The sequence below is a fragment of the Streptomyces sp. NPDC104226 genome, assembly GCF_055584085.1.
Map to the genome: position 1 here is coordinate 264,882 of NZ_JBVJMS010000003.1, position 12,926 is coordinate 277,807.

Below are 12,926 nucleotides of genomic sequence, written 5' to 3' on the forward strand. Positions count from 1 at the left end.
CGAAGCCCGCGAAGCCCGTACGATCCGCACCGCGCGGGGCACCGGGAGTGCCCGGGGCACCCGGGGCGAACTTCGCCAGCGCGTCCGTCCCGCGCCATCTGGCGCGCGGCGCCCTCGGTTTCGGGCTGATCGTCGGCTCGGTCGCCCTGGTTCCCACCATCGGCCCGGTCGCCCTGCTGGCGGCCCCCTTGGCCCTCGTCGCCTTCCGGGGCTGCCCGACGTGCTGGCTGGTCGGCCTGGCCCAGACCATCTCGCGCGGCCGCTTGGAGCGCCGGTGCGCGGACGGCGTCTGCACCCTCACCACGTCAGCGGGCCGGACGCCTCCCCCGGCCGTTCCAGGCGCGGGCGGTCAGCGCGATCGACCCGTCCGCCTCGACGGGCACCCGGGCGCGCAGCCGCTCGCGCAAGGCATCGCGCCGCTTCGGCGGCAGTGAGGCGAGGTAGGACGGCGCGGGCCCTTGGCCGCCCAGGAACGGGGCCCAGTAGTCGTCGAAGTCACCGAAGGGCGTGGGGATGCTGATCTCGTCGACCTCGACGTCCGTCATTCCGGCCGACCGCAGAAGCTCTTCCAGCGGCCCGGGCGCGCACCACGGGAAGCGGACGGCCTCGTCGAGGTCCCGGCTGCCCGGGTCCAGGGAGGCGGCGGCCTCCCAGAAGTGGCGGATGAGCTCCATGCCTCCCTGTGTGTAGTCCCAGAGGTACGCGGCGACCGTGCCGCCGGGGCGCACGATGCGGACCATCTCGGCGACGGCCCGTTCGGGGGCGGGGACGAAGTTGAGGACCAGTCCGCTGACCGCCGCCGACGCCCGGTCGCCGGGGAACGGCAGCCCCATCGCGTCGGCGCGCACGAACCGGGCCCGGGCGTCCGTGACGTGCCGCCGCGCGTACCGGACGTAGCCGTCAGACGGGTCGGCCCCCACCACCCGCTCCGGGTCCGCCCCGTCCAGGACGGCCTGCGTGACGGCGCCCGTGCCGCAGCCGATGTCCCGCCAGTCGCCGCCCGGCCCGACGTCCAGCCGCCGGACGCACTCCGCCGCCACGTGCCGGCTCCACCGGCCGATGTACGGCTCGTAGGCCTCGCCTTCGCCCCACACGCTAGGGCCTGATGTTCTGGTTCAGGTGGAAGAGGTTGTCCGGGTCGTACGCGCCCTTGACCTGGACCAAGCGGTCGTAGTTGCCCTTGTAGTTGGCGCGGATGCGCTCCTGGTCGTCGTCCGCCATGAAGTTGACGTAGCCGCCCTCCTCCGAGTGCGGGGCCGTGGCCTCGTAGTAGTCGCGGACCCATGCGGTGTTGGCCTCGTTGTCGGCGGGGTCCGGCCACATGCCCGCGATGACGGTCGCGAAGGAGGCGTCCCGGTAGGCGAAGGCCGTTGCGTCCGGGGCGACACGGTGGCAGGCACCGTTGATCGGGTAGATGTGGACCGTGGAGTTGACGGCAGGCACGCGGGGGCCGTGCACCAGGTGCGCCTCGATCGCCTCGTCGCTCAGCTCCGTCACGAAGTTGGCCTTCCAGTAGTGCTGGAGGCCGGGCGGCACCAGTGCGTCGAAGGCACTGTTCAGTGCGGGATACGGCATGACCCCGACGTGCTCAGCGACCACCGGGGCGAAGTCGTGGAACGGCTGGAGGGCGCGCTCGCCCTCCTCGACCGGGCCCGCCCAGCACGACACCATCAGGATGAAGGTGTCGCCGTGCCGGTCCTCCGGGATGAACGGCAGCGGCGGGGCGATCTGGAAGGCCGGGAACGCGCCGAGCTGCTCCGGTGCGTCGGCGATGAACTCCCGGTAGGCGCGCAGCACGGCGCCGGCGCTGTCGAGTTCGTAGAGGATCGGCCCGCCGTAGATGTCCTTGACGGGGCTGAGCCGGAATTCGAGGGAGGTCACCGCGCCGAAGTTGCCACCGCCGCCGCGCAGCGCCCAGAAGAGGTCCTCGTGCTCCTGCTCGCTCGCCACGACCAGCTGTCCGTCCGCCGTCACCACATCGGCCGAGATCAGGTTGTCGCAGCTCAGGCCCAGTCCGCGGTCGAGGTAGCCGATGCCGCCGCCCAGGGTGAGGCCGCCGACGCCGGTGGTGGAGATGATCCCGCCGGTCGTCGCCAGGCCGAAGGCGTAGGTCGCCGCGTTGAAATCGCCCCAGGTCGCACCGCCCTCGGCGCGCGCCGTCCGCCGTACGGGGTCGACGCGGACGCCGCGCATCGCGGACAGGTCGGCGACCACTCCGCCGTCGCAGGTGCCGAAGCCGGGCACGCTGTGCCCGCCGCCCCGGACCGCCAGGTCGAGCCCGTTCTCCCGGGCGAAGTCGACGGCCGCCATGACGTCGCCCGCGTTGGCGCAGCGCACGACGGCGGCCGGCCGCCTGTCGATCATGGCGTTGTAGACCGTGCGGGCTTCGTCGTACTCCTCGTCCCCCGGAGTGACGACGGTGCCGCGCACCCGTTGACTCAGCTGCTCCACCGTGAGGTTGCCCATGACCATCGCTCCTCCTGCCCCGGCCCGGGGCAGGAGTGACCTTCGGCGAGCCCGGGGCTGTCCGCCAGTGGATAGGCCCCCCATTCACGCTACGCCGAATGGGTCGAGCGGCAATCCGAACCGCTCAGCCCTCGCCCGGGGCGCTCAGGCCTCGCCCGTGCTGCTCAGTCCTCACTGGTGGACGCTCCAGCTCGCCCGCCGCAGGACCTCGGCCGGCTCCTCCGGGTCGGCGAGATGGGCCTGCGCGGTCGTGGCGTTGTCCTGGTTGCGCTCTTCAGCCCAGGCCCAGGCCCGGGCCCGGGCGGCGCGGAGGGTGGCCAGGGTGTCGGCGCCGGCGGACGAGCTTCTTCGGCTCCTCGTACAGCTTGCTCCGGGCCCGGGGCCAGATGCGGCCCAAGCTCCGGTCCATCTGCTGTGCGAGCTCGTAGATGCTCCGGGACCGGACCGAGAGCAGGCCGAGGATCGCGTACGACCGCCCTGCGGCCCGGCGGACGCCTCGTCCAGCTCGTCTGGCAGGCCGCGGCGGACAACGAGTGGTTCCGCTCGTTCACTCGGGCCCTGGCCGCCGGGCGCCCGCTGCCCGGCGCCCCCGCCCGGCGCCCCCGGGCCGTTCGCGCTCGCGGACCCGGAGCGGGCCCGGACCGTCCTCGAAGCCGCCGGTTTCACCGAGGTCCGACTGGAGCCCCACAGCGAGACGAGGTGGTTCGGCGAGGACTCCGCCGACGCGGAGGGGTTCCTCCTCGGCATGCTCGGCTGGATGCTCGACGGACTCGACGGACTCGACGGACTCGACGCCGAGGGCCGGCGGCGCGCCGTCGACGGCCTGCGAGCCTCCCTCACGGCCCACGAAACCCCCGACGGCGTCCGCTACGCCTCGGCGACCTGGATCATCCGGGCGGCCCGGCCGCCCGCTGCTACCGGCTGAGCGACTTGAGCGCGGCCGCGTCGTACGGCTTCAGCTCGTCGAAGCGGTTGCCGAGGACCTTCGCGGCCCACTGCGGGTCCTGGAGCAGCGCCCGGCCGACGGCGACCATGTCGAACTCGTCCCGCTCCATGCGGTCCAGGAGGTTGTCGATGTCGCCGAGCGCCGCGCCCTCACCGGCGAAAGCGCGCAGGAAGTCGCCGTCGAGGCCGACCGAGCCCACGGTGATGGTGGGCCGGCCGGTGAGCTTCTTGGTCCAGCCCGCGAGGTTCAGGTCCGAGCCCTCGAACTCCGGGAGCCAGTAGCGCCGGGTGGAGGCGTGGAACGCGTCGACACCGGCCGCCGCCAGCGGGGCCAGGATGGCCTCCAGCTCCTCCGGGGTGTGCGCGAGCCGCCCGTCGTAGGCCTCCTGCTTCCACTGGGAGTAGCGGAAGATCACCGGGAAGTCGGCCGCGACGCGCTCGCGGACCGCGACCACGACCTCCTCGGCGAACTTCGTACGGGCCACCGCGTCGCCACCGTAGGCATCCGTGCGGCGGTTGGTCCGCTCCCACAGGAACTGGTCGATCAGGTAGCCGTGGGCGCCGTGCAGTTCGACACCGTCGAAGCCGATCCGCTCGGCCTCCGCCGCGGCGTCGGCGAACGCGCCGATGACGTCGTCGAGGTCGGCGCGGGTCATCGCCTTGCCGGTCCCCTCGGTGCCGTCGACGCGGATGCCGGAGGGACCCACCGCGGGGGCGTCCGGGTACGGCGCCTCGCCCTGCTTGCGCACCATGCCTATGTGCCACAGCTGGGGGACGATCGTGCCGCCCGCCTCGTGCACGGCCGCGGCGACCTTCGCCCACCCCGCCAGCTGCTCCTCGCCGTGGAACCGCGGCACGCGGTCGCTCTGCCCGGCGGAGTCGTGACCGACGTAGGTGCCCTCGGTGACGATCAGGCCCACACCCGCGGCGGCCCGGCTGGCGTAGTACGCCAGCACGTCCTCGCCGGGCACGCCGCCGGGGGAGAACTGCCGCGTCATCGGCGCCATGGCGATGCGGTTGGGAACGGTCAGGCCGTTCAGCTGCACGGGCCGGGAAAGGATCTCGGCCGCGCGGGAGGCGGTGGACGTGGTCACGGTCATGCGGGTCCTCCGGGTTGAGCTGTGGCTCGTCGGGTGGCGACGAGAAATGCATAGTACACAGGCTATGTATCATGCATATTGCAGGGTTGCGGCCTCCTGGCCCACCGGTCCGCGACAATGGGACGTCCGAAGGAGCGGGGAGGCGCAGTGCTGGAAAGACTGGAGCGGGAGCTGATGCTCCTCTCGCGACACCAGGTGCTGGCCCGCCGCGAGCGCGACCCCGAGCGCCTGGAGCGGTCGGCGTACGTCCTGCTCAGCCGGATCGACACGCAAGGCCCCATGTCCATCGGGCAGTTGTCGGAGGCCTTCGGCCTCGACACCTCGACCGTGAACCGCCAGACCGCCGCACTGCTGCGCTGCGGACTGGCCGAGCGCGTCCCGGACCCGGACGGTGGCATGGCCCGCAAGCTGCGCATCACGGAGGAGGGCGGCCGACGCCTCGCCGAGGACCGCGGGGTCAACCGGTCCTGCCTGGCCCGGGTGGTCGCCGACTGGTCCCCCGAGGAAGTACGGCAGCTCGAGGACGCCCTGCTCCGCCTCAACCGCAGCGCCGAAGCCCTCGAAGGCCGCCACTGGCCCCGCACGGAGGAAAACGACACCCCCGCCGCATAGCCCCCGCCGGCTCCCGCGCCACAAGGGCGCCCGCGACCCCGAACGCACGAAAGGCCGCCTTCTCATTTCTGAGAAGACGACCTCCGACCTGCGTTTCCGCATGGTCGGGACGACAGGATTTGAACCTGCGACCCCTTGACCCCCAGTCAAGTGCGCTACCAAGCTGCGCCACGTCCCGATGCCCGTTGACCTGGGGTTTCCCCTGGTTGAACGCGCAGGAGAACGATACCGCACTTCCGGAGGTGCTCGCGCGCACCTTTCCCCTCCGTGGCGGAACGAGGGTGTGGAGGAGGCGGGCAAGTGGTGGTTGACCTCAAGCGGGCTTGAGGTTGCACGATCGGTGCATGACACGGACAGCAACCGCGGATGCCAGGTTCCGCCACGAAGACCTGGGCGAGCTCATGGCCCTCATGACCGGAGCCGAGAAGCACGGTCCCGCCGCCACCTCCACGCTCGACGCGCTGTGGGTGCTCTACGACCGGGTCCTGCGGGTCGGGCCCGGCAACGCCGGGGATCCGGGGCGGGACCGGTTCCTGCTGTCGAAGGGGCACGGGCCGATGGCGTACTACGCCGTCCTCGCCGCCAAGGGGTTCTTCCCCGTCGGCTGGCTCAGCGGGTTCGGCGCGTACGACTCGCCCCTCGGGCACCACCCGGACCGCACCCTGATCCCCGGAGTGGAGATCGGCAGCGGTTCGCTCGGGCACGGGCTGCCGCTCGCCGTCGGGAGCGCCCTCGGACTGCGGGCCCAGGGGCTCACCGACCCGGCCGTGTGGGTGCTGATCGGGGACGCGGAGCTGGACGAGGGAAGCAACCACGAGGCGATCGCGTACGCCGGCTCGGCCGGTCTGGAGCGGCTGCACACGATCGTGATCGACAACGACTCCGCGACCCACGGCTGGCGGGGCGGCATCGCGTCCCGTTTCGAGGCCGCCGGCTGGTCGGCGGTCACCGTGGACGGCCGGGACCACGCGGCGCTGCACAGGGCGTACACCGCACCTCACCCGGGCCGGCCGCACGCCGTGGTCGCCCGCGTCGAGAAGAAGCACTGAGGGGGAGACATGGACACCATGCGCGAACGGTTCATCTCGGTCACATCGCGTGCACTCGACGAGGATCCCCGGCTGGCCGTCGTGCTGGCCGAGATCACCATGGACGGCTTCCGGCCCGCCCAGGACCGCCATCCCGACCGGGTGATCAACGTGGGCATCCGCGAACAGCTGCTGATCGGCGTGGGCGGCGGGCTGGCCCTCACGGGGCTGCGGCCGGTGGTGCACACCTTCGCCAGCTTCCTCGTGGAGCGCCCCTTCGAGCAGGTCAAGCTCGACTTCGGGCACCAGGGAACGGGCGGGGTGCTCGTCAGCGCGAGCGCGAGCTACGACTGGCCGGCCGGCGGGTTCACCCATATGGCGCCGGGCGACGTGGCCCTGCTGGACACCCTGGACGGCTGGACCGTGCACGTCCCGGGCCACCCGGACGAGGCGGAGGCGCTGCTGCGCCACGCCTACGCCGCCGGGGACGACAAGGTGTACGTCCGGCTCTCCGCGCAGTCGAACACGGCGGCCCGCCCCGTGACGGGCCTGGGCTTCCAGACCGTACGGGAGGGCCGTGCGGGCGTCGTCGTCGCCGTCGGGCCCCTGCTCGACAACGTCCTCGCCGCGACCGAGGGCACGGACCTGAGCGTGCTGTACGCGCCGACCGTACGGCCCTTCGACGACGCGGCGCTGCGTGCCGCCGTCGGGCACGGCCCGGCCGACGTGGTGCTGGTCGAGCCCTACCTCGCCGGGACCTCCACGGCTGCCGCAAACCGGGCCCTGGAAGCGGTTCCGCACCGGGTGCTGGGCCTTGGCGTCGGGCGGGCCGAGCTGCGCCGCTACGGCACGATCGACGAGCACACGGCGGCCCACGGACTCGACCCGGCCGCGCTGCGCGCGCGGATCGCAGCCTTCACCCGGCGGTGACGGTCCCCTTCGGCCCGGGGCGGTCCAGTTCCGGATGGGCCGCCGCCAGGCGCTTGGGGGCGGCCTGGCGCCAGGAGTCGGTCAGGATCGAGCGCAGCTCCGCCGCGTCCTCCACCGCCGCCAGCCGGACCCGGAGCCACGCGTAGTTGTCGTCGTGGCCGGGCCGTATGAAGAACTTCTCCGGCTCCGCCGCGATCAGCTCCGCGCGGTCCTCCCGGGGACACTTCACCCCGATCGAGGTGTCGTCGTCGGCGAGCGCGGCGAAGATCTTGCCGCCCTGGCCGCTCTTCCCGCCCTGGCCGCTCTTCCCGCCCTTGCCCGCCTCCCCGTCGGCTCCGCCCACCCTGAAGGTGGGCATGCCCCAGGCCAGCCTCTCGCTGCTGCCCGGGAGCGACAGCGCGATCTTCCGGACGTCCTCCGCCGTCATGGCCATCCCCGACTCCTCTCCGGTCCGTTCCGGTGCGTCCTCCGTCTCCGACCGTAGACCCGGGCACTGACATTCACCCCCGGGCCGCGCGGTCCTCCCGGTCGTGCACCAGCTCCACCAGTTCCGCCGCCAGGGCCTTCACCGTCGCGAGCCCCGCCAGTCCCCACCGCCTCGGCACCACGTCCACCGCGCACACCGTCCCCAGGACGATCCCGCGCCGGTCGGTCAGCGGTGCGCCCGCGTAGGACCGCACCCCGCTCTCGTCCACGACGGCGTTGCCCGCGAAGCGCGCGAAGTCCCGTACGTCCTCCAGCACCAGCGCGCGCCGCCGGACCACCACGTGGGGGCAGTACCCGTGGTCCCGGGGGAGCGCCCGTGCCGGATAGCCGCTCGCCGGTGCGTCGGGCGCGTGGTGCAGACCGGCGAAGAACTGCCGTTCCTCACTGATGAAGTTGACACCGGCGTACGGCGCCCCGAGCTCGTCCGCGACCCGCCGTGCGAACGCGTCCAGCTCCCCGTCCACCCGCTCCCCCAGGCCCAGTTCGCGCAGTCTCAGCACGCGCGCGGGCGCCTCCCGGTCCACCGGTGTGAGCAGCAGGTGTCCGGTCGATTCGTAGTACGTCATGGTGTCTCCCCCACATCACGTCACTCCGCGCGCCGCGCGGACCTCATGGACGGCATGAACTTCGGATGGAGCGGTTCGGATCGAGCAAGTGGTGGACCAGGGAGGCGAGCACCCCCGTCCCGGAGCTCGGCAGGCGTGCGTCGCAGCGCACGACGGGCACCTCCGGGCCCAGCCCCATGGCGTCCCGGACCTCGTCGGGGGCGTAGCGGTGCCCGCCGGCGAACTCGTTGACGGCGACGACGAAGCCGATCCCCCGGCGCTCGAAGAAGTCCACGGCGGGGAAGCAGTCGGCGAGGCGGCGCGTGTCGGCGAGCACCACCGCCCCCAGCGCGCCCGCGCACAGCTCCTCCCAGAGGAACCAGAAGCGCTGCTGGCCGGGAGTGCCGAAGAGGTAGAGCACGTGCCGCTCGTCCAGGGTGATCCGGCCGAAGTCCAGCGCCACGGTCGTGGTCGTCTTCGCCTCCACCCCGTCGAGCGGGTCGGCGGCCTCGCTCAGCCCGCTCAGCAGCTCCTCCGTGCTCAGCGGCTCGATCTCGCTCACCGCGCCCACGAAGGTGGTCTTGCCCGCCCCGAACCCGCCCGCGACCAGGATCTTCAAGGTCGCGGAGGATCCGCGGGCGGCCGGCTCAGAGCCGTCTGCGCAGGCCATCGAGCACCGCCCGGAGCAGGGACTGGTCGTCGTCGGCGAAGGAGCCGCCGGTGGGGAAGCACGGGGCCCGCACCGTCACGGCCCCGTGTTCCATCAGGTCGCCGAGGACGACCTTGACCACCACCGCCGGCAGCCTCAGGTGTCCCGCCACCTCGGCGACGGTGACCTCCGCCGAGCCCGCGCACAGCCGGAGCGCGAGGGCGTGCTCGGCGCCGAGCGGCGCGCGCGGGCGCACTCCGGTGGCCGTCACCAGCGACAGCAGGTCGAGGGCGACGGACGGCCGGGTCCGCCCGCCGCTCGCGGTGTACGGGCGGATGACCCGGCCCGCCGAATCGTCCAGCCACGGCGCATCGCGCGGTCCCCCCGGCGCCGTTGCCCTTGCCGTTGCCCCCCTGGCACGGGCCCTCATCGCTCCACGTCGGCGGCGGGCCGCCGCGGCGGGGCCGCCAGGTACGGGCGGACGCTCTTGACCAGCATGGCCATCTCGTAGCCGAGTACGCCCGCGTCGGCCTCCCGGTCGGCCAGTACGGCCAGGCAGGTGCCGGATCCGGCCGCCGAGACGAAGACCAGGGCGCTGTCGAGTTCGACCACCACCTGCCGGACCTCGGCGCCCTCCGCGAACCGGGACCCGGCGCTGCGGCCGAGCGCGTACAGCCCGGAGGCGAGGGCCGCCAGGTGGTCCGCGCTGTCCGCGTCGAGCCCGTACACGCAGGTGACGAGCCCGTCGGCGGTCAGCAGGACCGCGCTGCGCGTGTACGGCACGCGCTGGACCAGGCCGCTGAGCAGCCAGTCGAGGTCCGAGAGCCGACTGGTCGTGGTCGTCGTGGTCGCCACTTCGCCGCCCATGGGGGTGCGCTCCTTCGCTGTGGGGTGAGGGGCCGGGGTCACGTCTGGTGCTCCGACTGTGCGAGGCCGAAGCCCCGTTGGAAGGCGGCCATCAGGCCGGGGTCGTGCACGGGCCGCTCCGCGCCCGGGGCGCCGCCCGGGCTGGGCGCGGGGGCCTCGCGCAGCTGGGGCGCGAGGTGCTCCTGGGCCCGCCGGCGGGGCAGCGGCGGCCGCTCTCCGCCGTCCCGGGCGGCCGGTACGGCGGAGAGCGGCGGCGCGACCGGCGCCGGCCCGGCTGGTGCCGCGACGGCTGGTGCCGGAGCGGCTGGTGCCTCGACCGCAGAGGCCGCGACCGTGACCGCGGAGGCCACCCCCGGATGGGCGAAGGAGGGCTCTGGTCCGGGCAGGGGCACCCGCACCGGCTCCAGCCGCGGCGCGCCCGCCCCGGCGCCCGTCCCCGCACCGGCCCCCGCGCCCGTCCCCCAGGAAGTGGCCCGGGAGCCGCCCAGGGCATCGGCCGCGCTCGGCGCCTCGGCCCCCAGCAGCTCCTGGGGCAGGACCAGTACGGCGAGCACGCCGCCGTAGATGTTCGACTTGAGCTCGACGGCGATCCCGTGCCTGCGGGCCAGCGCCGAGACGACGAACAGGCCGATCCGCCCGTCGGCCAGCAGGTGCTGGACGCTGATCTGGTCGGGGTCGCCGAGCAGGGCGTTCATCCGGTGCGCCTCCTCGGGCGGCATGCCGAGGCCCCGGTCCTCCACCTCGACCGCGATCCCTGCCGTGACCCGCTCCGCGCGCACCACGACATCGGTGTCGGGAGCCGAGAACACGGTGGCGTTCTCGACGAGTTCGGCCAGCAGGTGCACGACGTCGGCGACGGCGTGCCCGCGTACGGAACCACCCGCGGGGGGCACCACCTTGACCCGGGTGTACTGCTCGACCTCCGCGACCGAGGAGCGCAGCACCTCGCTCAGGTCGACGGGCCGGGTCCACTGGCGGCGCGAGGCGGCTCCGCCGAGCACCGCGAGGTTCTCCGCGTGGCGCCGGATCCGGGTGGCGAGGTGGTCGACGTGGAAGAGCTCCTTGAGCAGGTCCGGGTCCTCGACCGTGTCCTCCAGGTCGTCCAGCAGCGAGATCTCGCGGTGCACGAGGGACTGGAGGCGGCGCGCGAGGTTGACGAAGACCTCGACCTTGCGGTCGCTGTCGGAGGGCGCGACGGGGCCGCCGAGGCGGACCAGTGTCGCGTGGGCCTGTTCGCGGGCGCCGCGCAGTTCCTGCGCGAGCAGCCAGAACTCGTCGACTCCCGCCGTCTCGGGGCCGAAGGACGGCGCGGCCGGCCCCGTGCGGACCGGGCGGGCGGGCAGCTCCCCGCGCTCCAGCCGCTCGGCGGCGCCGTGCAGCTCCTGGCGGCCGCGGACGCTGGAGCGGCGCAGCGCCTCGCAGCGGTCCCGCACGGTCTTGGCCGCGCGCTGGGCCCCGAGCAGGGCGGCCGCGAGCGCGCCCGCGAAGAGCAGGGCGCAGCCGCTGAGCACCGGCCACAGCCGGGGGTCGCGGGCGCCCGCGCCGCCGCCGAGCTGGAGGGCGAAGATCACCGCGGCGGCGCCGCTGAGCCCGGCGGCGAGCGTCGGCAGCAGGGCGGCGCGGATCAACTGGGGCCGTATCTGCCGAGCGGGACCGGTGACGGCATGTCTCGACGGGGAGTGGCGGGCGGCGCGGAGTCCGGACATCGGCGTCCTCGATAGGCGGGGCCCGGCCCCCGGGCTTCCCGGGGACCGGTGTTGATCACCGGATACCCACGCTAGACCGCACGCTCGGCCCCAGGACGGCCAGTTGGGGAACTTCGCCCGGGTGCTTCCCGCTCCCGATGGAGCGCTCGTACGACAGCCCGAATGCGCCGGGAGCGCGCACTCCCCGGCTCCCGATGGTCACGCGCCGTCCCCCCGGAGCCCCGGCGGCGCCCCTGACAACAGCACGGAGCGGGACCCCCCGCCCGGGGGGGGTCCCGCTCCGCTCACGTTCCGGGCCTACAGGGCCGTGGGCTCACCGGCCTCCGGGGGCCCACGGGCCTACGGGCCTGCGCGCCTAGGACCCCACCGCCTCCGGCTCCTCGCGCGTCACGGCTGCCGGCCTCCCGGTCACGGCCGGCCGGACCGCCGTGGCCGGCGGGGGCGAGCCCGCGGCCACGAAGGGCCGCCACCACGGCGCGCTCGGCGCGTCGGCCGCAGCCGGTTCGAAGGGCTGCCCCGGCACCGGCAGGGCGATCGCCGCGCCGGCCCTCTCGGCGGCGGTCACCGTGCCCTCGCCCGGCTCGTCCCACGGGTGGGGGGCCAGGTTGAAGGTGCCCCAGTGGATCGGCAGCATCGTGCCGCGGACGACGCCGCCCTGGAGGTCGAGGTGGGCGCGGATGCCCTCCTCGGGCGTCATGTGGATGTCGCTCCAGAACTCCGAGTACGCACCGATCTGGATCATCGTCGCGTCGAACGGCCCGTGCGCCGCGCCGATCTCCTTGAAGCCGGGGAAGTAGCCGGTGTCCCCGCTGTGGTAGATCCGGTGCTCGTCGCCCTTGACGACCCAGGAGGCCCAGAGGGTGAACTGCTGGTTGCGCAGGCCGCGGCCGCAGAAGTGCTGGGCCGGGGTGGCGGTGAGCGAGAGTCCGGCGACCTCGGTGGTCTCGTTCCAGTCGAGCTCGCGCAGCCGGTCGGCCGGGACTCCCCAGCGCTCCAGGTGCGCGCCGACGCCCAGCGGGACGGCGAAGACGGTGTCCGTGCCGGCCAGGGCCTTGATCGTCGGCAGGTCGAGGTGGTCGTAGTGGTCGTGCGAGATCACCACCACGTCCACCTCGCCCAGCGAGGCCAGCGGTACGGGGACCGGGTGCAGTCGCTTGGGCCCGGCGAAGGGGAAGGGGGAGCACCGCTCGCCCCAGACCGGGTCGAAGAGGACCCGGCGCCCGTCGATCTCGGCGAGCACGCTGGAGTGGCCCATCCAGGTCAGCCGCAGGCCGCTGACCGGGGGCTTCGACAGCTCCGCGAGGGTCGTCGGGTAGACCGGGATGGGGGCGCCGGGGCTGCGCCGGAGGCGCTGCTCCTTGTGGAAGTAGATCTTGGCGAACTCCGCCATGGATCCGGAGGGTCTGGTCCTGATTCCGGCCGGGTTCTGGAACACTCCGTCGGCGAAGTTCGGCGAACGCCGGATCCGCTCCAGCCGGGCACCGGACGGGTCCGCGCCGAAGGCTTCGGGCCGCAGCGCGCGCAGCCGTGGACGCAGGGGTCGGGAGCCGGTCAAGGCGCCTCCAGTGTGGGGGGGTGCGGGCAGGGCGTTC

General features: G+C 73.7%; 14 protein-coding genes and 1 tRNA gene. 4 read left to right on the plus strand and 11 right to left on the minus strand.

Annotated elements, in window-relative coordinates; translation table 11 throughout:
- Window positions 1–305: 305 nt before the first annotated feature.
- Both ACZ60J_RS11120 and ACZ60J_RS11125 read right to left on the minus strand, forming a co-directional pair.
- Window positions 306–1,094: a class I SAM-dependent methyltransferase gene (locus ACZ60J_RS11120; protein ID WP_469680712.1), complete on the minus strand. Its 789-nt coding sequence runs from the start codon at window positions 1,092–1,094 to the stop codon at window positions 306–308.
- Between the two features lies 1 nt (window position 1,095).
- A complete protein-coding gene (locus tag ACZ60J_RS11125; protein WP_469680714.1) occupies window positions 1,096–2,472 on the minus strand; it encodes an FAD-binding oxidoreductase in 1,377 nt (458 codons plus the stop codon).
- Between the two features lie 751 nt (window positions 2,473–3,223).
- Here ACZ60J_RS11125 and ACZ60J_RS11130 point away from each other — a divergent pair.
- Window positions 3,224–3,391, plus strand: coding sequence for a hypothetical protein (locus ACZ60J_RS11130; protein WP_469680716.1), 168 nt, complete (start codon window positions 3,224–3,226; stop codon window positions 3,389–3,391).
- On the opposite strand, the gene ACZ60J_RS11135 is transcribed toward ACZ60J_RS11130, so the two are convergent.
- Window positions 3,381–4,511, minus strand: coding sequence for an NADH:flavin oxidoreductase (locus ACZ60J_RS11135; RefSeq protein WP_469680718.1), 1,131 nt, complete (start codon window positions 4,509–4,511; stop codon window positions 3,381–3,383). The two genes, ACZ60J_RS11130 and ACZ60J_RS11135, sit on opposite strands and share 11 nt — an antisense overlap.
- 117 nt (window positions 4,512–4,628) lie before the next feature.
- Here ACZ60J_RS11135 and ACZ60J_RS11140 point away from each other — a divergent pair, with 117 nt between their 5' ends.
- Entirely contained in the window at window positions 4,629–5,123 is a 495-nt protein-coding gene (locus tag ACZ60J_RS11140) for a MarR family winged helix-turn-helix transcriptional regulator (RefSeq protein ID WP_469680720.1), read from the plus strand.
- 101 nt (window positions 5,124–5,224) lie between these two features.
- On the opposite strand, the gene ACZ60J_RS11145 is transcribed toward ACZ60J_RS11140, so the two are convergent.
- Window positions 5,225–5,301: transfer RNA gene (locus ACZ60J_RS11145), tRNA-Pro, on the minus strand.
- Between the two features lie 166 nt (window positions 5,302–5,467).
- Here ACZ60J_RS11145 and ACZ60J_RS11150 point away from each other — a divergent pair.
- On the plus strand, window positions 5,468–6,172 hold the full coding sequence (locus ACZ60J_RS11150; protein WP_469680722.1) for a transketolase: 705 nt from the start codon (window positions 5,468–5,470) through the stop codon (window positions 6,170–6,172).
- Window positions 6,173–6,181: 9 nt separating this feature from the next.
- Window positions 6,182–7,081: a transketolase family protein gene (locus tag ACZ60J_RS11155; protein WP_469680724.1), complete on the plus strand. Its 900-nt coding sequence runs from the start codon at window positions 6,182–6,184 to the stop codon at window positions 7,079–7,081.
- Here the strand turns inward: ACZ60J_RS11155 and ACZ60J_RS11160 are convergent.
- From ACZ60J_RS11160 to ACZ60J_RS11190, 7 genes are all read right to left on the minus strand, one after another.
- Window positions 7,068–7,514, minus strand: coding sequence for an MmcQ/YjbR family DNA-binding protein (locus ACZ60J_RS11160; RefSeq protein ID WP_469680726.1), 447 nt, complete (start codon window positions 7,512–7,514; stop codon window positions 7,068–7,070). The two genes, ACZ60J_RS11155 and ACZ60J_RS11160, sit on opposite strands and share 14 nt — an antisense overlap.
- A gap of 67 nt (window positions 7,515–7,581) precedes the next feature.
- Window positions 7,582–8,133: a GAF domain-containing protein gene (locus tag ACZ60J_RS11165; RefSeq protein WP_469680728.1), complete on the minus strand. Its 552-nt coding sequence runs from the start codon at window positions 8,131–8,133 to the stop codon at window positions 7,582–7,584.
- A 43-nt stretch (window positions 8,134–8,176) separates the two neighbouring features.
- Complete coding sequence (locus ACZ60J_RS11170; RefSeq protein WP_469680730.1) at window positions 8,177–8,782, minus strand: GTP-binding protein; 606 nt, start codon at window positions 8,780–8,782, stop codon at window positions 8,177–8,179.
- A complete protein-coding gene (locus ACZ60J_RS11175; protein WP_469680731.1) occupies window positions 8,760–9,191 on the minus strand; it encodes a DUF742 domain-containing protein in 432 nt (143 codons plus the stop codon). The genes ACZ60J_RS11170 and ACZ60J_RS11175 overlap by 23 nt, the downstream gene beginning before the upstream one ends.
- Window positions 9,188–9,628 carry a roadblock/LC7 domain-containing protein gene (locus tag ACZ60J_RS11180; RefSeq protein WP_469680732.1) on the minus strand — a complete coding sequence of 147 codons (441 nt, stop codon included), beginning with the start codon at window positions 9,626–9,628 and terminating at the stop codon, window positions 9,188–9,190. The genes ACZ60J_RS11175 and ACZ60J_RS11180 overlap by 4 nt, the downstream gene beginning before the upstream one ends.
- A 38-nt stretch (window positions 9,629–9,666) precedes the next feature.
- The gene (locus tag ACZ60J_RS11185; protein ID WP_469680734.1) at window positions 9,667–11,334 is read right to left on the minus strand and encodes a sensor histidine kinase; all 1,668 of its coding nucleotides are present in this window, start codon (window positions 11,332–11,334) and stop codon (window positions 9,667–9,669) included.
- Between the two features lie 355 nt (window positions 11,335–11,689).
- The gene (locus ACZ60J_RS11190) at window positions 11,690–12,889 is read right to left on the minus strand and encodes an MBL fold metallo-hydrolase (protein ID WP_469680736.1); all 1,200 of its coding nucleotides are present in this window, start codon (window positions 12,887–12,889) and stop codon (window positions 11,690–11,692) included.
- Between the last annotated feature and the right edge of the window lie 37 nt (window positions 12,890–12,926).

Excerpts from the sequence above, each read along its gene's own strand:
- ACZ60J_RS11125 (WP_469680714.1), bottom strand. The coding sequence starts at position 2,472 with ATGGTCATGGGCAACCTCACGGTGGAGCAGCTGAGTCAACGGGTGCGC.
- ACZ60J_RS11130 (WP_469680716.1), top strand. The coding sequence starts at position 3,224 with ATGCTCGACGGACTCGACGGACTCGACGGACTCGACGCCGAGGGCCGG.
- ACZ60J_RS11135 (WP_469680718.1), bottom strand. The coding sequence starts at position 4,511 with ATGACCGTGACCACGTCCACCGCCTCCCGCGCGGCCGAGATCCTTTCC.
- ACZ60J_RS11140 (WP_469680720.1), top strand. The coding sequence starts at position 4,629 with ATGGGACGTCCGAAGGAGCGGGGAGGCGCAGTGCTGGAAAGACTGGAG.
- ACZ60J_RS11150 (WP_469680722.1), top strand. The coding sequence starts at position 5,468 with ATGACACGGACAGCAACCGCGGATGCCAGGTTCCGCCACGAAGACCTG.
- ACZ60J_RS11155 (WP_469680724.1), top strand. The coding sequence starts at position 6,182 with ATGGACACCATGCGCGAACGGTTCATCTCGGTCACATCGCGTGCACTC.
- ACZ60J_RS11160 (WP_469680726.1), bottom strand. The coding sequence starts at position 7,514 with ATGGCCATGACGGCGGAGGACGTCCGGAAGATCGCGCTGTCGCTCCCG.
- ACZ60J_RS11165 (WP_469680728.1), bottom strand. The coding sequence starts at position 8,133 with ATGACGTACTACGAATCGACCGGACACCTGCTGCTCACACCGGTGGAC.
- ACZ60J_RS11170 (WP_469680730.1), bottom strand. The coding sequence starts at position 8,782 with ATGGCCTGCGCAGACGGCTCTGAGCCGGCCGCCCGCGGATCCTCCGCG.
- ACZ60J_RS11175 (WP_469680731.1), bottom strand. The coding sequence starts at position 9,191 with ATGAGGGCCCGTGCCAGGGGGGCAACGGCAAGGGCAACGGCGCCGGGG.
- ACZ60J_RS11180 (WP_469680732.1), bottom strand. The coding sequence starts at position 9,628 with ATGGGCGGCGAAGTGGCGACCACGACGACCACGACCAGTCGGCTCTCG.
- ACZ60J_RS11185 (WP_469680734.1), bottom strand. The coding sequence starts at position 11,334 with ATGTCCGGACTCCGCGCCGCCCGCCACTCCCCGTCGAGACATGCCGTC.